This window comes from Streptomyces sp. NPDC059850, assembly GCF_042731515.1.
Taxonomy (GTDB): domain Bacteria; phylum Actinomycetota; class Actinomycetes; order Streptomycetales; family Streptomycetaceae; genus Streptomyces.
Map to the genome: position 1 here is coordinate 19618 of NZ_JBHWJI010000040.1, position 19821 is coordinate 39438.

17 protein-coding genes are annotated in these 19821 nt (G+C 72.5%); 12 read left to right on the forward strand and 5 right to left on the reverse strand.

All coding sequences use genetic code 11. The features are described from left to right. Positions 1-93: 93 nt before the first annotated feature. Positions 94-1434 (forward strand): M20/M25/M40 family metallo-hydrolase, encoded by a 1341-nt coding sequence (locus ACFV9T_RS28585; protein ID WP_385445245.1) that lies wholly within the window; start codon positions 94-96, stop codon positions 1432-1434. A 346-nt stretch (positions 1435-1780) separates the two neighbouring features. Further along, on the forward strand, positions 1781-2695 hold the full coding sequence (locus ACFV9T_RS28590; RefSeq protein ID WP_385445247.1) for a chaplin: 915 nt from the start codon (positions 1781-1783) through the stop codon (positions 2693-2695). Between the two features lie 106 nt (positions 2696-2801). On the opposite strand, the gene ACFV9T_RS28595 is transcribed toward ACFV9T_RS28590, so the two are convergent. Then, positions 2802-2990: a DUF5703 family protein gene (locus ACFV9T_RS28595; RefSeq protein WP_079038522.1), complete on the reverse strand. Its 189-nt coding sequence runs from the start codon at positions 2988-2990 to the stop codon at positions 2802-2804. 47 nt (positions 2991-3037) lie between these two features. On the opposite strand from ACFV9T_RS28595, the gene ACFV9T_RS28600 reads away from it, so the two are divergent. Beyond that, positions 3038-3727, forward strand: coding sequence for a hypothetical protein (locus ACFV9T_RS28600; protein ID WP_385445249.1), 690 nt, complete (start codon positions 3038-3040; stop codon positions 3725-3727). A gap of 530 nt (positions 3728-4257) precedes the next feature. On the opposite strand, the gene ACFV9T_RS28605 is transcribed toward ACFV9T_RS28600, so the two are convergent. Together ACFV9T_RS28605 and ACFV9T_RS28610 are read right to left on the reverse strand one after the other, a co-directional pair. Further along, positions 4258-6645: a helix-hairpin-helix domain-containing protein gene (locus ACFV9T_RS28605; protein ID WP_385445251.1), complete on the reverse strand. Its 2388-nt coding sequence runs from the start codon at positions 6643-6645 to the stop codon at positions 4258-4260. Next, on the reverse strand, positions 6642-7622 hold the full coding sequence (locus ACFV9T_RS28610; protein WP_385445252.1) for an aldo/keto reductase: 981 nt from the start codon (positions 7620-7622) through the stop codon (positions 6642-6644). The genes ACFV9T_RS28605 and ACFV9T_RS28610 overlap by 4 nt, the downstream gene beginning before the upstream one ends. Before the next feature lie 201 nt (positions 7623-7823). Here ACFV9T_RS28610 and ACFV9T_RS28615 point away from each other — a divergent pair, with 201 nt between their 5' ends. After that, the gene (locus ACFV9T_RS28615) at positions 7824-8873 is read left to right on the forward strand and encodes an LLM class F420-dependent oxidoreductase (RefSeq protein WP_385445254.1); all 1050 of its coding nucleotides are present in this window, start codon (positions 7824-7826) and stop codon (positions 8871-8873) included. A 230-nt stretch (positions 8874-9103) separates the two neighbouring features. Continuing rightward, positions 9104-9907 (forward strand): ferritin-like domain-containing protein, encoded by an 804-nt coding sequence (locus ACFV9T_RS28620; RefSeq protein WP_385445256.1) that lies wholly within the window; start codon positions 9104-9106, stop codon positions 9905-9907. Between the two features lie 36 nt (positions 9908-9943). On the opposite strand, the gene ACFV9T_RS28625 is transcribed toward ACFV9T_RS28620, so the two are convergent. Next, positions 9944-10936, reverse strand: a complete 993-nt coding sequence (locus ACFV9T_RS28625) for a magnesium and cobalt transport protein CorA (RefSeq protein ID WP_385445258.1) — start codon at positions 10934-10936, stop codon at positions 9944-9946. Between the two features lie 106 nt (positions 10937-11042). Here ACFV9T_RS28625 and ACFV9T_RS28630 point away from each other — a divergent pair, with 106 nt between their 5' ends. The 4 genes from ACFV9T_RS28630 to mshC all read left to right on the forward strand — a co-directional run bounded on the left by ACFV9T_RS28630 (position 11043) and on the right by mshC (position 14670). Then, positions 11043-11738 (forward strand): histidine phosphatase family protein, encoded by a 696-nt coding sequence (locus tag ACFV9T_RS28630; RefSeq protein ID WP_385445260.1) that lies wholly within the window; start codon positions 11043-11045, stop codon positions 11736-11738. A gap of 143 nt (positions 11739-11881) precedes the next feature. After that, entirely contained in the window at positions 11882-12472 is a 591-nt protein-coding gene (locus ACFV9T_RS28635) for a DUF3090 domain-containing protein (RefSeq protein WP_385445262.1), read from the forward strand. Then, positions 12436-13311: an SCO1664 family protein gene (locus ACFV9T_RS28640; protein ID WP_385445264.1), complete on the forward strand. Its 876-nt coding sequence runs from the start codon at positions 12436-12438 to the stop codon at positions 13309-13311. The genes ACFV9T_RS28635 and ACFV9T_RS28640 overlap by 37 nt, the downstream gene beginning before the upstream one ends. A gap of 129 nt (positions 13312-13440) precedes the next feature. Further along, positions 13441-14670: a cysteine--1-D-myo-inosityl 2-amino-2-deoxy-alpha-D-glucopyranoside ligase gene (gene mshC / locus ACFV9T_RS28645; RefSeq protein ID WP_385445266.1), complete on the forward strand. Its 1230-nt coding sequence runs from the start codon at positions 13441-13443 to the stop codon at positions 14668-14670. A 442-nt stretch (positions 14671-15112) separates the two neighbouring features. Here mshC and ACFV9T_RS28650 read toward each other — a convergent pair whose 3' ends face one another. Continuing rightward, positions 15113-16177, reverse strand: coding sequence for a PAC2 family protein (locus ACFV9T_RS28650; protein WP_385445268.1), 1065 nt, complete (start codon positions 16175-16177; stop codon positions 15113-15115). Positions 16178-16433: 256 nt separating this feature from the next. Here ACFV9T_RS28650 and ACFV9T_RS28655 point away from each other — a divergent pair, with 256 nt between their 5' ends. From ACFV9T_RS28655 to ACFV9T_RS28665, 3 genes are all read left to right on the forward strand, one after another. After that, the gene (locus ACFV9T_RS28655) at positions 16434-17810 is read left to right on the forward strand and encodes an enolase C-terminal domain-like protein (RefSeq protein WP_385445344.1); all 1377 of its coding nucleotides are present in this window, start codon (positions 16434-16436) and stop codon (positions 17808-17810) included. Then, the gene (locus tag ACFV9T_RS28660; RefSeq protein ID WP_385445270.1) at positions 17807-18583 is read left to right on the forward strand and encodes an SDR family NAD(P)-dependent oxidoreductase; all 777 of its coding nucleotides are present in this window, start codon (positions 17807-17809) and stop codon (positions 18581-18583) included. Before ACFV9T_RS28655 ends, ACFV9T_RS28660 begins: the two co-directional genes overlap by 4 nt. Positions 18584-18784: 201 nt before the next feature. Continuing rightward, entirely contained in the window at positions 18785-19819 is a 1035-nt protein-coding gene (locus ACFV9T_RS28665; RefSeq protein WP_385445272.1) for a sugar ABC transporter substrate-binding protein, read from the forward strand. The last annotated feature ends 2 nt before the right edge of the window (positions 19820-19821 follow it).

A 19821-nucleotide genomic window follows, 5' to 3' on the forward strand; every position in this document is an offset into this window, starting at 1 on the left:
GCGGCGTCGGGAGGTGGAGGATGGCGGGATAGCCCCGCGGCGGGCCGGTCCGGGTGGACCCGCCCCGGGGGCAGGGAATGATGAGGAGGCAGCGTGAGTGAGTCGCAAGCGGGCGGGACGAAAGCCGGAACGGTCAGAGGCGAGGACGAGGTCGTCGATCTGTGCCGTGATCTGATCCGGATCGATACCAGTAACTACGGCCCCGACCACTCAGGACCCGGTGAGCGGGCCGCCGCCGAGTACGTCGCGGAGAAGCTCGCCGAGGTGGGGCTCGAACCGCAGATCTTCGAGTCGCGCAAGGGCCGCGCCTCGACGGTGGCCCGCATCGAGGGCGAGGACCCGTCCCGGCCCGCGCTGCTCATCCACGGCCACACCGACGTCGTACCGGCCAACGCCGAGGACTGGACCCACCACCCCTTCTCCGGCGAGATCGTGGACGACTGCGTCTGGGGCCGGGGCGCGGTGGACATGAAGGACATGGACGCCATGACGCTCGCCGTCGTACGGGAGCGGCTGCGCACCGGCCGCAAGCCCCCGCGCGACATCGTGCTCGCGTTCCTCGCCGACGAGGAGGCGGGCGGCGTGTTCGGGGCGCGGCACCTGGTCAACAACCATCCGGACCTGTTCGAGGGCGTGACGGAGGCGATCGGCGAGGTCGGCGGCTTCTCCTTCACCGTCAACGAGGACCTGCGGCTGTATCTGATCGAGACCGCCCAGAAGGGCATGCACTGGATGCGGCTCACGGTGGACGGCACCGCGGGGCACGGCTCGATGACCAACAACGACAACGCCATCACCGAGCTGTCGGAGGCGGTCGGGCGGCTCGGGCGGCACAAGTTCCCGATCCGGGTGACCAAGACCGTACGGTCCTTCCTGGACGAGCTGTCCGACGCGCTCGGCACCCCGCTCGACCCGGACAACATGGACGAGACGCTGGCCAAGCTCGGCGGGATCGCGAAGCTCATCGGGGCGACGCTGCAGAACACCGCCGCGCCGACCATGCTCGGCGCCGGGTACAAGGTCAACGTCATCCCCGGGCAGGCGACGGCCCACGTGGACGGCCGCTTCCTGCCGGGTCTGGAGGACGAGTTCCTGACCGACCTCGACCGGATCCTCGGCCCGAAGGTCAAGCGCGAGGACGTGCACGCGGACAAGGCCCTGGAGACGACCTTCGACGGGGCGCTCGTCGAGGCCATGCAGACGGCGCTCAAGGCCGAGGACCCGATCGCGCGCGCCGTGCCGTACTGCCTCTCCGGCGGTACGGACGCCAAGTCCTTCGACGACCTCGGCATCCGCTGCTTCGGCTTCGCGCCGCTGAAGCTGCCCCCGGAGCTGGACTTCGCCGGGATGTTCCACGGCGTGGACGAGCGGGTTCCGGTGGACGGGCTGAAGTTCGGCGTACGGGTCCTGGACCGCTTCCTCGACGGGTGCTGAGGCAGTGCTGAGGCCTGCCTGAATGGCCTAATCGTTCACACATACTGAATGCATCACAAAAGGGTGAATGGTGTCGTAGCTTGATAGCTTGATTGCTCCCTCCTCGTTACATGGGGTGTGCGGCTCGTGACCGGGCCGCGAAGCCGAAAAGGGGGCGGGACGATGAACCCCGGCCTTCGGCGACTACCGCATCGATCACGTGACGTTGAGTCACGGTCCACCGGAACGTGATCCCGGCGGCCCGGAGTGCGTGCCACGCGCTCCGGGGCCGTCCGGGCATGGGGGTTCGGGCGAACACCGCCCGCACGCGTTCCGGCCGGGCCACCGGCAGGGGAGACGAAGAGTTATGCGACAGGTTGCGAAAAAGGGCCTGATCACCGTAGCGGCGGCGAGTGGCGTTCTGGCCGTGACCGCGGGCTACGCACAAGCCGATTCGGGGGCGAACGGCAGCGCCGGGTACTCACCCGGGGTGGTGTCGGGCAACAACATCCAGGCTCCGGTGCATGTGCCGGTGACCCTGTGCGGAAACACGGTGAACGTCCTCGGGTTCCTCAACGACGCGCAGTGCGGCGGCGGGGCGTCGCAGGCGGGCTCCGGCTCGGGCGGCTCGGGCAGTTCGTCCAGCACGTCCGGCACCTCCAGCTCCCAGGCGGGTGGCTCCTCCGCCGAGGGCGGCACCGAGTCCTCGCCGGGGATCGCCTCCGGCAACAACATCCAGGCCCCGGTGCACGTTCCGGTCAACGTGTGCGGGAACGGCATCGGGGTGATCGCGGCGGGGAACAGCAGCTCGGGCGGCTGCGGCGTGGTCGAGGCCGTGCCGAACAACCCGGGGAATCCCGGGAACCCTGGGAATCCGGGAAACCCCGGTAACCCTGGCAACCCGGGGAACCCTGGTAACCCCGGAAACCCTGGCAACCCCGGTAACCCGGGTGAGCCTGGCACTCCGGGCAACCCCGGGAACCCGGGTCAGCCCGGTAACCCTGGCAACCCCGGCACCCCCGGTCAGCCGAACAACCCGGGAGATGACACCCCCGGCGACAACGGTGACAACGGCGACGGCGGCGGCAACGGGAACGGGCAGAACCAGAACGGATCCCACGGCGCCGACCCGGCCGCGAACCTCGGCGGGTCCCACCTCACGGGCAGCGAGCAGCTCGCTCACACCGGTGCCGGACCGATGGAACTGGCCATTCCGGCGGCCGCGGGCATGCTGCTCGCCGGTACGGTGCTCTACCGCCGGGCGCGCACCGCGCGGCGCTGACCCGCACCCGGCCCCCGGGCGCCTGACCTGGTCTGATGGTCCGGTCTGAGCCGGTCCGATCCGGTCGATCACTGCGGGCCCCGCCTGATGCGGGGCCCGCAGCGCGTCACCAGGTGGCGCGGAGCTGGCGGATGATTCGACGCCGCAGCCGCACTCTTCGGCTGCCGTCGGGGTTGAGTCTTAGTCGATCCAACTCCCAGTGTCCGTATTCGGCATGGTCCGTGAGCAGGCGGGTAGCGGCGTTGCGGGACACCCCGCGTGGCACGTACACGTCGCAGAATTCGTATTCCGGCATCGCATCTATTGTGCGGGAACTGCCCTGGTACGGATAGCGTCTGCACTATGTCTGATGCTGCGCAGCCATCCGCTGCCGAGGTACGCGCCGCCGCTGAAGCGGTGAAAGCCGCACTGGACCGTCACCTCGACGCCGTCGAGCGCCGGTCGGGGGAAGGCGACCCGGCCGTCTACGCCGCATTCAACGAACTGGCGGCGGCAGCCGAGGTGTACGACGAGCTGCTCTACGACACCTACGACGAAGTGACGCCCTTCGAGATCCCGGGCGACGACAGCCTGCCCGCCTATGCGGGTCCGGATGAACCCAGCGCGCTCAGTGTGCTGATCCGCCGGGACTACGCGGTGGTCGAACCGCAGCGGCTGCTGTCGCAGGCCCAGCGCATCGTCGACCTTGATCCGGACCTCGACACCGGCAACGGCCGCCTGGGCGGTGGGGCGGCTGGTTCCGGTGCCAGTGCCGGGGAAAGCGTCCATGCCGCGCTCGGCGTGGTGTTCGGCGAGTTCGAGCCGGACGAGATCGCCTCCCGGCACAAGGAGTTCGGCCTGGAGGAGGGCGACTCGACCCTCTGGGTCGCGGCCGTCGAGGAGCCCGCCGAACCGGGCGAGTGGCTGTCCGCCCCGTTCGACCAGGCCGATCCGGAGCAGATCGTGTGCCGCTTCGACGTCAGCTCGGTCTTCGACGAGGAGCTGGACGACGAGGACGAGGACGACCTTGAGGTGCTGGGCCCGGGGACCTGACCCGGCCGCACCCCGGTCCCTCCGGCCGCGCCCCCGCGGCCGGAGGCCGTACCCACGAAGCCCGGCCCGCCGCCCCGGCTACGACTGGGGCCGCACCCGCCCCGCCCGTGAAGGCCCGCCCCGGTGCTCCGCGAGGACGCCCCTTCCGCATGTGATCGCACGCTTCCCCGGCTGCCGCTGGGATACGCCTCGCGAAGGCGTCCGTCCGCCATGAGATGGCACGCCTTCCCAGCTCTCGCTGGGAGGCGCCCCTCTCGCCGCGTTGCCGGGCCCGCCCGAGCGTCCGCCATGTGATCGCACGCTCCCCCGGCTGCCGCTGGGAGGCCGCCCGGCGCGCCCAAGTACGCCTGCCCCGGACTCCGCACGGGAGGTGCCCCGCGAGGGCGGCCCGCCACCTTGCGGTCGCATGTTCCCCCCGCTGCCGCGGTGAGGCGTACCCGGCTCGCCAGAGGAGGCCCGCGCCCCCGATCTCCGTCCGGGAGATCCCCCGCTGGGACGCCCTTCGCCTTGTGCGACGCACGCTCCCCCCGTCACCCCGTCGTGGGCGGGATCTGGCCCTGGAGCAGGGACCGCAGGCGCGTGGTGCGGTCCTTGAACGGGATCTCCGCGACCGCCCGCGGCAGCGCCGCCTCCACGCCGTGCACCACGGACAGATGCCGCTCGCCCCGGCTGAAGGCGGTGTAGACCCAGGCCCGGGTCAGCCCGGCCGCCGCATCCCCCGGCAGCACCACGACCGCTGCGGGCCAGCGCATACCGGCGGCCTGATGGGCGGTGAGGGCCCAGCCGTGCCGTACCAGGTCGCCGACCTGCTCACGCGGCACCACGACCGGCGCACCCGCGCAGTCCAGCCGCAGCCCCTCCGCGTCCGCCGAGACCACGGTGCCCGGGAGAGCGCGGCCCGGTGCCGGGGTGTAGGCGACGCGGTCGCCGGGGTCGAAACCGGCGAACCGGCCGGGGCCGGGGTTCAGCCGCTCCTTCAGCGCGGCGTTGAGCGTCCGCGTACCGGCCGCGCCACCATGGCCCGGCGTGATCACCTGCGTCTGCTCCGACGGCACGCCGATCGCGCGCGGAACCGAGTCCGCGACCAGCTGCACCGTGCGGTGCACCGCCTCGCCCGCGTCGCGCGCGGGGACGATCACGACCTCCTTGCCCGGCGCCTCCACCTGGTTCAGCTCACCGATGCCGATGCCCGAGACCAGCTCGCCGATCGGCCCCGGGTCGGGCGTACGGGAGACCACCTGCGGGCAGCGGCGGGCTGCCAGCAGATCCGCGAACACCCGGCCGGGCCCGGCCGACCACAGCACGCCCGGGTCCCCGCTCAGCACGAGCCGGGCGCCGTCCGGCAGGGACTCGACGAGCATCGCCGCCGTCTCCACGTCCAGCTGGGGCGCGTCCAGCACGGCGAGCAGGTCGAGCGCCAGCGTGCCCTCCTCGTCGCGCCCCGGGCCCTCGCCGCCGGAGAGCAGCCCGGCGACGGTCACGGCCGCGTCGGCGCCGACCTCCGTGGCCAGCCGCCGCCTGCCGTCCTCGCTGTGCGCGGCGGCGCAGACCCGCAGCCCCATCGACCGTGCGGCGGCGACCAGCGCCGCCGGTTCGGCGCGGGCCGCCTCGCCGCCGCTGTGCGCGACCAGGCCGTGCGCCGCGGCGGTACGGATCAGCTCCGCGGCGGACGGGGACGGCGCGGCGGTGGCGGCCGCGCCCCAGTCCGGCGCGGGCTTGTGCACATCGGCGAAGGTGCTGATCAGCCGCGCGAACCCGTCCGCCAGGCTCTCCTCCGCGAGGGCGTACCGGTCGAGGCCGAGCAGCACCCGGACCGGCTGCTCGGCGTCCTCCTCGTCGTCGGACGTGGCGGACGCGGCGGGTGCGGGCGGCTGGGCGCCCGGGAACGACTCCAGGGCGTCCTGGAAGACCAGCACGCCGCCGCCTGCGATGGCCGCCCGCAGCGCCTCGTCCGGGTCCGGTACGGACACCTTGGCGAGGGCGGCGCGCAGCGCGGAGGACTCCAGCGCGGTGTGCCCTTCGAGGGCGGCGCGCTCCAGCAGCCAGCCGGTGAGCGCCTGTGAACGGCGCTCGTCGCCCGGCTCGCAGTCCGGGCCCAGCAGGGCGCGGGCGAACCCATCGGCCTGGTCGGGGCGCACCCCGGGGACGGCCAGCAGCTGCCAGGGATCCTCGCGCAGCGCCTCGGCGGCGCGCTCGCCGAGGGTCTCGGCGACCGACACGGCCAGCGTCTCGGGCGCTCCGCCCGCCGCCAGCACCTCCCGGACTCCGGCCACCCCCGCTGCCGCAGGCCGCGCCGGTGGCGGGACGGGAGCGGCGGCACGGGCCGGTTCGCGCGGGGGAGCGGCGGCAGGCTGCGGCCGGGCGGGGGCCGGTCGGGGCTCGTTGAAGAACGAGGCCGCCGATCGCTCCCCGCTCTCCACGGCCCGCACGGCGGCAGCCAAAGCCTCAGCCGCCGCCGACCGCCCACCCCCCGAGCCAGCGCCCGCCGCCCCAGGGCTCCCGCCGGATGCGTCGGCCCCCGAAGTGTCCTGCGCGGCGGCGCCCCCAGACGGCTCCACCCCGGCGGCAGCGCCGCCCGAGGCCGGTGCACCGGTTCCGGGGGCTGCCTGCTCGGGGTCTGCCGGGGGAGTTGTTGACGTCGCCGCGTCCGGCGATCCGGCCCCGGCCGCCCCGGGCGCGGGGCTCTCGGGGCTCGGCTGCTCGGGGGCGGCGGCACCGGCGGCGGGTTGTTGGGAGTCTGCCGTGGTGCTCTCGCCGGGCTGTGCCTCGGGCCCGTCGCCCAGCCCGGGGGCTGACGCCTCAGCGGGGGCCGGGGCCCCGGCCCCATCCGGCTCCGGCGCGGCGGCGGGCGCGGCGTCCGCGCTCGCCCCGGTGGCCTCCTCGGGCGGGGGGTCGCCGGCGAGGTGGTCGGTTGTCACAGCGTGCTCCAGTCCTGATCGGGATAGCGGTGCACGGGCGCCGACACATCGTCGAGCGCCTGGCAGATCTCGTCCGGAAGACTAAGGGCCTCCACCGACAGCGCCGCGCGCAACTGCTGGGCGTTGCGCGCGCCCACGATGGGCGCGGTCACACCCGGGCGGTCGCGCACCCAGGCGAGCGCGACGTGCAGCGCGCTGGTCGCCAGGCCGTCCGCCGCGATGGCGACGGCGTCGACGATCCGGCTCGCCTCCTCGTCGAGGTACGGGGCGACGAAGGCGGCGAGTTCGGAGGCGCCACGGGAGTCGGCGGGCGTCATGTGGCGGTACTTTCCGGTCAGTACGCCACGCCCCAGCGGCGAGGACGGCAGCAGGCCGATGCCCAGGTCCAGGGCGGCCGGAAGCACCTCGCGCTCGATGCCGCGCTGGAGCAGCGAATACTCCATCTGGGTGCTGGCGAGCCGGGTGTGGGCCCCGGAGGAGGCCAGCTGCCAGGTGGCGGCCTTGGCGAGCTGCCAGCCGCAGAAGTTGGACACGCCGACATACCGCGCCCGCCCGCTGCTGACGGCTATGTCCAGCGCCTGCAGGGTCTCCTCCAGCGGGGTGACGGGGTCGAAGGCGTGCACCTGCCACAGGTCGACATGGTCCGTGCCCAGCCGCTCAAGCGAGGCGTCGAGCGCCGCCAGAAGGTGGCCGCGCGAGCCGTCGAAGCGGCGGTCCGGGTCGGGGACGCTGCCCGCCTTGGTGGCGATCTGCAGATCGCGGCGCGGCACCAGCCCCTCCATCAGCCGCCCCAGCAGGTACTCCGCCTCCCCGTCCGCGTACACATCGGCGGTGTCGATCAGCGTCCCGCCCGCCTCCCAGAACGCCTTGAGCTGGTCCGCCGCCTCGTGTTCTCCGGTGTCCCGCCCCCAGGTGAGCGTGCCGAGCCCGAGCCGGGATACGCGCAGGCCGGTGCGGCCCAGGTGCCTTAGCTCCATGTACGTCGCTCCATGAACATCGAGATTACTGGCCGGAAAGCGGACCGTGTCAGCCTGTGGATAACCCACCATCAGCCCCCGGTGGATCACCCACGAGCCACCCCGGGCCTACCCCGGACCCACCCCTGACGTACCGGGGTTCCGCGCGCTAGAGTCCCCGGAACAGCGACGTTACTGATCAGTAAGAGGTGTGGCATGGGTATGCGGCTCGGAATCAACCTCGGCTACTGGGGTGCCGGGATGGACGCGGACAACCTCGCGGTCGCCCGCGAGGCCGACCGTCTCGGCTACTCGGTCTGCTGGGCCGCGGAGGCGTACGGATCGGATGCCGCCACCGTGCTCTCGTGGGTCGCCGCGCAGACCGAGCGCATCGACGTCGGCTCCGCCATCTTCCAGATCCCGGCCCGTACGCCCGCGATGACGGCGATGACGGCCGCCACCCTCGACTCCCTCTCCGGCGGCCGGTTCCGCCTCGGCCTCGGCGTCTCTGGGCCGCAGGTCTCGGAGGGCTGGTACGGCGTGCGGTTCGACAAGCCGCTGGCCCGCACCCGCGAGTACGTGGAGATCATCCGTAAGGCGATGTCCCGCGAGCGGCTGACCCACGAGGGCGCCAACTGGACGCTGCCGCTGCCCGGCGGCCCCGGCAAGCCGCTCAAGCTCACCGTGCACCCGGTGCGCGAGTACATCCCGCTCTACATCGCGGCCATCGGCCCCAAGAACCTGGAGCAGACCGGCGAGATCGCCGACGGCGCGCTGGTCATCTTCTTCGCCCCCGAGCACGCCGAGGCGACCACTGTCGGCTCGCTGCGCGCCGGCCGGGAGAAGGCGGGCAAGACCCTCGACGGCTTCGACCTGGTGCCCACCGTCCCGCTCGCGATCGGCGAGGACGTCCACGCCCTGGCCGACCAGTTCCGCCCGTACACCGCGCTCTACGTGGGCGGCATGGGCAGCGCCAAGCAGAACTTCTACAACAAGCTCGCGCAGCGCATGGGCTACGAGAAGGAGGCCGCCGAGATCCAGGAGAAGTACCTGGCCGGGGACAAGCAGGGCGCCGCCGCCGCCATCCCGCACGAGCTGATCGACTCCACCACGCTGCTCGGCCCGGTCGAGCGCGTCGCCGACCGTATGAAGGCGTACGCGGAGGCCGGTGTCACCACCCTGTCGCTCACCCCGGCGGGCTTCACGCTGGAGGAGCGGGTGGCCGGGCTGCGGGCCGGTGTCGAGGCGCTGGAGCGCGCCGGGCTCGCGTAGCCCACTCGCGGAGCCGATGCGTACGGGGAGGTTCCGCGGCCGTGGTGGGGGCTCGGGGGTCTTCCCCGCCACGGCCGTCACCGAGCACAACGCCTCCGCTGCCCCGGGGTTACGCGCCCGGCGGGACCCTCCGTAATCGCTCGTGATTCCCTCGTACGGATGAGCCGGGCGTCCCACCTGTTGCCACTTCCGATACCCGGCATTTGACTCAATTTACGGAGGTGGCCATCGTGCTCTCGGCGAAAAGCGTCTTCCAGGAGATCCTGGGCAACGACGAGTCGTTCCGGCTGTTCTGCTCCATCGCCGCCAGCGGCGAGGCGCAGGGCGGCTGGGAGAACGGCCGGATCGCCGCGCTCGTGCCCGACACCCAGCGCGCCCTCGCCTCCAAGATCACCCGCCATGGCGCGGACGAGGACAAGCACGGCCGGATCTTCAACGCCCTGCTCCGCAAGCGCGGCCTGGAGCCGGTCGAGGTGCCGCGCGAGGCGGACTACACCATGCTGCTGGAGGCCCGCGGCGTCGGCCTCGCCCACGAGAAGCTGCGCCGCGACGAACCGCTCACCGAGCACGACATCGTGATCTACCTCGCCCACAGCCGGGTCACCGAGCAGCGCGCCGCCGCGCAGATGGCCATGTTGTGCGGCTGCTTCGGCGACCATCCGGAGGTCGGCCGGGCCGTCACGATGATCTCCAAGGACGAGGAGAACCACCTCGCCTACTGCCACGAGGAGTTGCTGCGGCTGGCCGCCGCCGGATACGGCCGGACCATCCAGCGGGCGCTGCGCGAGTGCGCGCTCGTCGAGATGGAGGTCCACCGCTGCGTCAGCCTCGCCGTGATGCGGCACATGGGGCGCATCCTCGGCTGGTCGCAGCGGAAGTCCGCGGTGCTGAGGGCGGGCGTCAAGGCCGGGTACGGGTACGAGCGGCTGGGCGGCTGGCGCCGCATGGTGACGCTGCGGATGCCCGAGCGGCGGGACGCGCTGGGCGGCGGCGGTACGGAGACGGCCACCCCGGAGGAGCCCGAGTTCGCCTGAGCCCCGCCTCCGGCTCGGCCCAAGCGTGCGGGACGTTCAGAGCCAGCCGCGGCGCTTGAACATCCGGTACAGCAGCCCGATCACTCCGGCCATCAGCCCCACCACGGCCGGATAGCCCCACGGCTGCCGCAGCTCCCACATGTGCTCGAAGTTCATGCCGTAGATACCGGCGATCAGCGTCGGCACCGCCGCCATCGCCGCCCACGCCGAGATCTTCCGCATGTCGTCGTTCTGCCGCACCCCCATCTGCGCCAGATGGGCCGAGAGGATGTCCGACAGCAGCCGGTCCAGGCCCTCCACATGCTCGTTCACCCGGGTCAGATGGTCATGGACGTCCCGGAAGAACGGCCGCGACCCCTCGTGTACGAACGGCACCCCGGCGCCCGCGAGCCGGGTCATCGGCTCCGCCAACGGGCCCGTAGCGCGCCGGAATTCGAGCACCTCGCGCTTGAAGGCGTAGATCCGGCCCGCCGTGTTGTGGCCACCGTTGCCGTCCGGCGCGAAGACCTCCGTCTCCAGGCTGTCCAGATCCTCGTGGAGCCCGTCCGCGACATCCAGGTAGTGGTCCACGACCGCGTCGGCGACCGCGTACATCACCGCCGTCGGCCCGTGCGCCAGCACCTCGGGGGTGTGCTCCAGCCGCTCCCGTACCGCGCTCAAGGGGTTGGCCTCGCCGTGCCGTACGGTCACCACGAAGGAGTCACCGACGAACACCATCAGCTCACCGGCGGTGACGGTCCCGGCCTTCTCCTCGTACTGGACCGGCTTGAGCACGAGGAACAGCGAGTCGTCATAGATCTCCAGCTTCGGCCGCTGGTGCGCGGTCAGCGCGTCCTCAACGGCCAGCGGGTGCAGCCCGAATTCGCTGGTGACCAGCCCGAACTCCTTCTCCGTCGGCTCGTGCAGCCCGATCCAGAGGAACGAGTCCCCGGCCGCGCGCGCCTGGTCGAGGGCGTCGGAGAAGTCGGCGGGGCCCTCGGTGCGGCACCCGTCCTGGTAGATGGCACAATCCACGATCACGCGGGGCATTCTGCCTCGCCCGGGTAAGAAAGCGCACCGGGGGACGTCACAAGACGGCCGAAGACGGGCGCACACCCACCCTGATCGGGCCCGGAGGGGTCGTAGGGTGGCAGGCATGCCCACGCTGATCCTCGTCCGGCACGGCCGGTCCACCGCGAACACGGCAGGCGTCCTCGCGGGCTGGACGCCCGGTGTCGCCCTCGACGAGCGCGGCGCCGCGCAGGCCGCGGAACTGCCCGGGCGGCTCGCCCGGCTGCCGCTCGCCGCCGCCGTCACCAGCCCGCTCCAGCGCTGCCAGGAGACCCTCGCGCCGCTGCTCGCCGCCCGCCCCGAACTGCCGACGCACACCGAGGAGCGGATCGGGGAGTGCCACTACGGCGACTGGTCGGGCCGCAAACTCGCCGAGCTGGGCGATGAACCACTGATGAACATCGTCCAGCAGCATCCGTCCGCCGCCGCGTTCCCCGGGGGCGAGTCCATGCGCGCCATGCAGGCACGCGCGGTCGACGCGGTGCGCGACTGGAACGCCCGGATCGAGGCGGAGCACGGCGCCGACGCGATCTATCTCATGTGCTCGCACGGCGACATCATCAAGGCGATCGTCGCGGACGCGCTCGGTCTCCACCTCGACCTCTTCCAGCGCATCTCGGTCGAGCCCTGCTCGGTCACCGCGATCCGCTACACCCCCGCCCGGCCCTTCGTCGTACGGCTGGGGGACACGGGCGACTTCGCGGGGCTCGCGCCCCGGGAGGACGCCCCGGCCGACCGCGGCGGGGACGCGGCGGTGGGCGGCGACGCGGGGGCACCATGATCTCCGAGCGCAGTAGGGTGGTGCCGCGGCGCGGCCGCGCCGCCACAGCCGCGACCGGGCGGTCGTGACCCCCGGCAGCCCCGCCGGAACCACCCGCCGCAGTAGTCAACCAGCCGACCAGTCGACGTAAATGGAGCAGGACGTTGTCCCGTCAGGTGTTCCTCTATGACCCGCCGGACCGATTTATCGCCGGTACGGTCGGGCTGCCTGGCCGCCGTACCTTCTTCCTGCAGGCGTCCGCGGGTGGCCGGACCACCAGCGTGGCACTGGAGAAGACCCAGGTCGCGGCGCTGGCCGAGCGGATAGACGAGCTGCTCGACGAGGTGGTGCGGCGCACCGGGGGCAACGCCCCGGTACCGGCCGTCGCCCCCTCCGATCTCTCCGACACCGCGCCCCTCGACGCCCCCGTGGAAGAGGAATTCCGCGTCGGCACCATGGCCCTCGCCTGGGACGGCGAGGAACAGCGCATGATCGTCGAGGCGCAGGCGCTCGTCGAGCTGGAGGCGGAGTCCGAGGAGGACCTCGCCGAGGCCGAGGAACGGCTCCTGCAGGACGACGTGAACGGGCCGCCCATGCTGCGGGTGCGGCTCACCGGCACCCAGGCCCGCGCCTTCGCCAAGCGGGCGCTGGACGTCGTCAACGCCGGCCGGCCGCCCTGCCCGCTGTGCAGCCTGCCGCTCGACCCGGAAGGACACGTATGTCCGCGCCAGAACGGATACCGCCGCGAAGCCTGACGCCCCCGGAGCCGTCCGAGCTGCTGGCCCTGGGCGAGCTGACGGTGCGCGGCCGGGTCCGGGAGGCGTCCAACGCGGTGCTGTACTGCACGGTCGAGTACGAGGGCCACAGCGCCCCCTGTGTCTACAAGCCGGTCGCCGGGGAGCGGCCGCTGTGGGACTTCCCGGACGGCACGCTCGCCCAGCGCGAGGTCGCGGCGTACGAGATCTCCGAGGCGACCGGGTGGGGTCTGGTCCCGCCCACCGTGCTGCGCGACGGGCCGTACGGGCAGGGCATGTGCCAGCTGTGGGTAGAGGTCGCGGACGACGGCTCCGGCGATGCCGGTGAATCCCGGGATGGGGACGGCTCCGGCGAGCCCGAGCTGCTCGCGCTCGTCGAGGGGGACGAGCCCGGGCCCGGCTGGAAGGCGGTCGGCTTCGCGGAGGTGGGCGAGGGCCGCACCGCGCTGCTGGTGCACGCCGATGACGTACGGCTGCGGCGGCTGGCCGTACTCGACGCGGTGATCAACAACGGCGACCGCAAGGGCGGCCATCTGCTGCCCGCCGCGGGCGGTCGGCTCTATGCGATTGATCACGGTGTGACCTTCAATGCCGAGGACAAGCTGCGCACCCTGCTGTGGGGATGGGCCGGGGAGGCCCTGCCGGACGACGCGCTGGCCGTGCTGCGCGGGCTGTCGGACCAGCTCGCCGACGACGGGCCGCTCCGCGCCCGGCTGGCGAAGCTGATCACCGGCGCCGAGATCGAGGCGCTGCGGGCCCGGGTGGCGGCGCTGCTGCGGTCCGGTGTGCACCCCGCACCCAGCGGTCAGTGGCCCGCCATTCCGTGGCCGCCGGTCTGAGCTGACCGCTGCGGAAGGGTGGCCAAGCAGCTCACGGGCGACAACGCAAGACCGCCTATCCGGCCAACAAACGGTCAGTAGGGCCGGTCCGGTTCGTATCCGGAACCGGCATCCGGTTACGCTCATTGCATGTATGCCTGGCCCGCTTCCGAGGTTCCCGCCCTGCCTGGCAGTGGCCGCGACCTCAGGATCCACGACACCGCGACCGGGGGACCGATCACCCTCACCCCCGGCCCCGTCGCCCGCATCTACGTCTGCGGCATCACGCCGTACGACGCGACCCATATGGGTCATGCGGCGACCTACAACGCGTTCGACCTCGTTCAGCGCGTGTGGCTCGACACCAAGCGCCAGGTCCATTACGTCCAGAACGTCACCGACATCGACGATCCGCTGCTGGAGCGGGCCGTGGCGAACGGCGACGACTGGACGGCCCTCGCCGAGCGCGAGACCGCCCTCTTCCGCGAGGACATGACGGCCCTGCGGATGCTGCCCCCGCGCCACTACATCGGTGCCGTCGAGTCCATACCGGGGATCGTGCCGCTCGTGGAGCGGCTGCGGGACGCGGGCGCGGCGTACGAGGTCGAGGGCGACATCTACTTCTCCGTGGAGTCGGACCCCGCCTTCGGCTCCGTCAGCCGCCTCGACGCCGAGGCCATGCGGCTGCTGTCCGCCGAGCGCGGCGGCGACCCGGAGCGCCCGGGCAAGAAGAACCCGCTGGACCCGATGTTGTGGGTGACCGCCCGTGAGGGCGAGCCCAGTTGGGACGGCGGCTCGCTCGGCCCCGGCCGCCCCGGCTGGCACATCGAGTGCGTCGCCATCGCTCTCGACCACCTCGGCATGGGCTTCGACGTCCAGGGCGGCGGCTCCGATCTCGCCTTCCCGCACCACGAGATGGGCGCCTCGCACGCCCAGGTCCTCACCGGCGAGCGGCCGTTCGCGCAGTCGTACGTGCACGCCGGGATGGTCGGGCTGAACGGCGAGAAGATGTCCAAGTCCAAGGGCAACCTGGTCTTCGTCTCCGCGCTGCGGCGTGACGGCGTCGACCCGGCGGCCATCCGGCTCGCCCTGCTGGCCCACCACTACCGCTCCGACTGGGAGTGGACGGACGGCGTCCTGCGGGACGCCGAGGCCCGCGTCGCCCGCTGGCGTGCCGCCGTCTCGCGGCCGGACGGCCCGTCGGCGGACGCGCTGGTGGAGGAGATGCGCGAGGCCCTGGCGAACGACCTCGACTCCCCGACGGCCCTCGCGGCCGTCGACCGCTGGGCGGCCGCGCAGTCGTCGACCGGCGGCGAGGACGAGGGCGCGCCGGGCCTGGTGTCACGCGCGGTGGACGCCCTCCTGGGCGTAGCCCTGTAGGGACGCCCGCCCACCTCGAACCCGAGGCTGTCGCCCCGGTCCCCGCTACCCGGGGGCCGGGGCGACATGGCTGAGGGGCGCCGCTGGGCGTGGTGCCGGAGGGCTTTCCCCAGCCCCGCCCCTTCCCGAAACCGGGGGCTCCGCCCCCGGCCCCCCGGTTCCCCAGCCCCTGCCGGGGCCGCGCCCTCAGCCTCCGCGCGGGGGCTGCCCCCTTCGCGGGCGCCCCCGCCGGGCCAGGGCCGCAGGTTGGACCCGTTGTGGGCAATCGTTCCGCGGAGGGGGCACCTCCCAGCGGTAGCTGGGGGAGGAACGGGTGGGCACAACCTGGCCACCGGGCCGCGGTCGGCGGCGAGAGCCCAGGGGGCTGCGGACCGGTCCGACCGCGCGCACCCGCCGGGCGGACCGCAGGGTCGGTCCGCCCGGCGGGCGCGGCCCAGGAGGCTCAGCCCTGGTCGTCCGGGCGGTCCTCCGCGTCGGTGCTCTCCGCGTCCTCGGCGCCCGCGCCGGACTCGCCGCTCCCGCCAGGGGCCTCGCCGCCCTCGTCGTCCTTCGCGGACGGCTTTCGGGGGCGGGGGTGGGAACTTCCGGGGTCGCGTAGGTAGGGGCCGTCGGCCACCCCGCCAGTGCCCGTCTCCGTCGCATGACCCCCCGGCGCCCCCGGCGACCCATCGCGCCGCCGCAGATAGCGCTCGAACTCGCGCGCGATCGCCTCGCCCGACGCCTCCGGCAGCTCCGCCGTGTCCCGGGCCTCCTCCAGCGACTGGACGTACTCGGCGACCTCGCTGTCCTCCGAGGCCAGTTGGTCCACGCCGAGCTGCCACGCCCGCGCGTCCTCGGTCAGTTCGCCGAGCGGGATGCGGACGCCGATCAGGTCTTCCAGGCGGTTCAGCAGGGCCAGGGTCGCCTTCGGGTTCGGCGGCTGGGAGACGTAGTGCGGGACGGCCGCCCACAGGCTCACCGCGGGGACCCCGGCGTGGGTGCAGGCCTCCTGGAGGATGCCGACGATGCCGGTCGGCCCCTCGTAGCGGGTCTCCTCCAGGTCGAGGCTGCGGGCCAGGTCCGGGTCGGAGGTGACACCGCTGACCGGCACCGGCCGGGTGTGCGGGGTGTCGCCGAGCAGCGCCCCGAGGACGACAACCATCTCGACGCCCAATTCATGGGCGTAGCCGAGGATCTCGTTGCAGAACGACCGCCACCGCATACTCGGCTCGATCCCGCGCACCAGCACCAGGTCGCGGGTCTTCTCGCCGCCCTCCGCGCGGACCACGGAGAGCCGGGTGGTCGGCCAGGTGATCTTTCGGACCCCGTTGTCCAGAGCGACGGTGGGCCGGTTCACCTGGAAGTCGTAGTAGTCCTCGGCGTCGAGAGCGGCGAAGACATCGCCCTTCCACTCCCGGTCCAGGTGCCCGACCGCGGTGGAGGCGGCATCTCCGGCGTCGTTCCAGCCCTCGAAGGCACAGATCATGACCGGGTCGATCAGCTCGGGAACCCCCTCAAGCTCGATCACCCAGCGCCTCCTTCCGACCGGGGCGGACGGCTTCGTACCGCCTCCGGTTGCAGTTCGTTTACGTGCGCCCCAAGCCTACGGCTTCAAGGGGCCCCCGCCGCAGCCCCCGTACAGCAACCCACAGTGATTCATCCGACCTGTTTCCCGAAAGTTGCGGCACACCTCTGGACGAGCCCCCCAAGTCAGCGCTATACATCGGATCACCGCTAAAGGTCCGATGTTCTATCGCGCGTCGTTCAGGGAGCCCCCATTGAGTTTGCGCCCGACCGTCACTGAGTTCGAGGTCCATGACATCCGGTTTCCCACCTCGGAGCAGCTCGACGGCTCGGACGCGATGAATCCGGACCCCGACTACTCCGCTGCGTATGTGGTGCTCCGTACGGACGCCGACGACACCTCCGGAGCCGAAGGACACGGCTTCGTCTTCACCATCGGCCGCGGCAACGACGTGACCGCCGCCGCCATCCGCTCCCTGCGCCCGCAGGTCGTCGGCCGCCCCGCCCCGCTCACCGCGGCCGGGCTGGCCGACCTCTACCGCGACCTCACCCACGACTCGCAGCTGCGCTGGCTCGGCCCCGAGAAGGGCGTCATGCATATGGCGGCCGGTGCGGTGGTCAACGCCGCCTGGGACCTCGCCGCCCGGCACGCGGGCAAGCCGCTGTGGCAGTTCCTGGCCGACATGTCGCCCGAGGAACTGGCCGACCTCGTCGACTACCGCTACCTCAGCGACGCCCTCACCCGCGACGAAGCGCTGCGGATCCTGCGCGCCGCCGAGCCCGGCCGCGCCGAGCGCGCCGCGCGGCTGCGCGAGCGCGGCTACCCCGCCTACACCACCTCGGCGGGCTGGCTCGGCTACTCCGACGACAAAATGATCAAGCTGGCCCAGGAGGCGGTCGCCGACGGCTTTAGCCAGATCAAGCTCAAGGTGGGCGGCGACCTCGACGAGGACCTCAGAAGGATGCGGCTGGCCCGCGAGGCGGTCGGCCCGGACATCCGGATAGCCGTCGACGCCAACCAGCGCTGGGACGTCGCGGAGGCGCTGCGTTGGATGCGCGCCCTGGCGCCGTACGACCCGCACTGGATCGAGGAGCCGACCAGCCCGGACGACGTCCTCGGTCACGCCGCCATCCGCGCCGGACAGCCGGTCAAGGTCGCCACCGGTGAGCATGTCGCCAACCGCGTCATCTTCAAACAGCTCCTTCAGGCCGAAGCCGTCGACTTCGTGCAGATCGACGCCGCGCGCGTCGCCGGGGTCAACGAGAACCTGGCGATCCTGCTGCTCGCCGCCAAGTACGGAGTGCCGGTGTGCCCGCACGCGGGCGGCGTGGGCCTGTGCGAACTGGTGCAGCATCTGGCCATGTTCGACTTCGTGGCCGTTTCGGGCAGCTGGGACGACCGGGTCATCGAGTACGTCGACCACCTCCACGAACACTTCGCCGACCCGGCGGTGGTCGAGGCGGGCCGGTACCGCACACCGCTCGCCCCCGGCTTCTCCGCCCGGATGCTGCCCGAGTCGATCGCCGCCTACCGCTACCCGGACGGGCCCGAATGGCAGGCCCGCAACGCCGCACCGCACAACGCCGCACCACAGCACGCAGCACCTCACAACGCACGACTGGAGGAGACCTCTTGAGCCCCACCGGCGACTTCGAAGGGCTGGCCGCGCTCGTCACCGGCGGCGCCTCGGGCATCGGCGCCGCCATCGCCGCCACGCTGCGCGACCGCGGTGCGCGGGTCGCCGTGCTCGACCGGGACCCGACGGGCGCCCCGGCCGGGACCCTGCCGGTCAAGACCGACGTCACCTCCGACGAGGGCGTACGGGCCGCGGTGGACGCGGTGGTGGCCGAATTCGGCGCCCTGCACACCGTCGTCGGCAATGCGGGCATCGGCGCGATCGGCACCGTCGAGGACAACTCCGACGAGGAGTGGCAGCGGCTGCTGGACGTCAACGTGCTGGGCCTGGTGCGCACCGCGCGGGCCGCGCTGCCGCATCTGCGCGCCGCGGCGGCCGACCGGCCCGGCGCCGTCTCCATCACCCACACCTGCTCGATCGCCGCCACCGCGGGACTGCCGCAGCGCGCCGCGTACAGCGCCAGCAAGGGCGCGGTGCTGTCGCTGACCCTCGCCATGGCCGCCGACCACGTACGCGAGGGCATCCGCGTCAACTGCGTCAACCCCGGCACCGTCGACACTCCGTGGGTCGGGCGGCTGCTCGGCCAGGCCGCCGACCCGGCGGCCGAACGCGCCGCCCTGGAGGCCCGTCAGCCGACCGGGCGGCTGGTGTCCGCCGAGGAGGTCGCCGCGGCCGTCGCGTATCTGGCGAGTCCCGCCGCCGCGGCCGTCACCGGCACCTCGCTGGCCGTCGACGGCGGGATGCAGGGCCTGCGCCTGCGCCCCGCCACCTGAGCACCACGCCGTACGCACCGGCACCCGAGCACCACGCCGTACGCACCGCCCGCCGCGCACCGACCGTACCGCCGCACGACGTACCGGCACGCCCGCACCACGCACCGCACCCGCACCACGCACCCGCACCCGCACCGCCGCACCTCGTATCCGCACGCCCGCACCACGCACGTCGCACAACTCGACTTAGGACGGGACTCGATGACGAGACTCCGCACCACCGGAGCCGCGGCCTGCGCCGTGCTGCTCGCCGTCGCCGGGCTGGCCGGCTGCAACCGTGAGAGCAACGGCGCCGGCGGCGGCAAGGTCGGTATCGACATGCCGCGCACCGACACCGACTTCTGGAACTCCTACCAGCAGTACCTGGAGAAGGGCATCGACAAGGGCACGGTCTCCGCGCTCCCCCTGTCCAACTCGCAGAACGACATCTCCAAGCTCGTCTCCAACGTCCAGGCCTTCACCGACCAGGGCGCCAAGGCGATCGTCATGGCCCCCCAGGACACCGGGGCCGTCTCCTCCACGCTGGAGCAGCTGGAGGAGAAGAAGATCCCCGTCATCAGCGTGGACACCCGCCCCGACGCCGGGAAGATCTACATGGTGGTGCGGGCCGACAACCGGGCGTACGGCACCAAGGCGTGCGAATACCTCGGCCGCCAGCTGGGCGGCAAGGGCCGGGTCGCCGAACTCCAGGGCGACCTCAGCTCCATCAACGGCCGGGACCGCTCGCAGGCGTTCGCCTCGTGCATGAAGAAGAAGTACCCCGGCATCAAGGTGCACGAGCTGCCCACCGACTGGAAGGGCGACGTCGCCTCCGCGAAGCTGCAGAGCCTGCTGGCCCAGCACCGCAAGCTCGACGGCATCTACATGCAGGCCGGTGGCGCCTTCCTGCAGTCCACCCTGGCACTGCTGGAACAGAAGAAGCTGCTCAAGCCCGCGGGCTCGGACGGGCACATCACCATCATCTCCAACGACGGCATACCGGAGGAGCTGGACGCGATCCGCGCCGGAAAGATCGACGCGACCCTCTCCCAGCCCGCCGACCTCTACGCCAAGTGGGCGCTGAACTACGCCAAGGCGGCGCTTGAGGACAAGACGTTCAAGCCCGGTCCGACCGATCACGGCTCGGAGATCGTGAAGATCGAGAACGGCCTGGAGGATCAGCTTCCGGCGCCGCTCGTCACCAAGAAGAACGTCGACGACCCGAAGCTGTGGGCCAACCAGCTCGAAAAGAAGTAGCC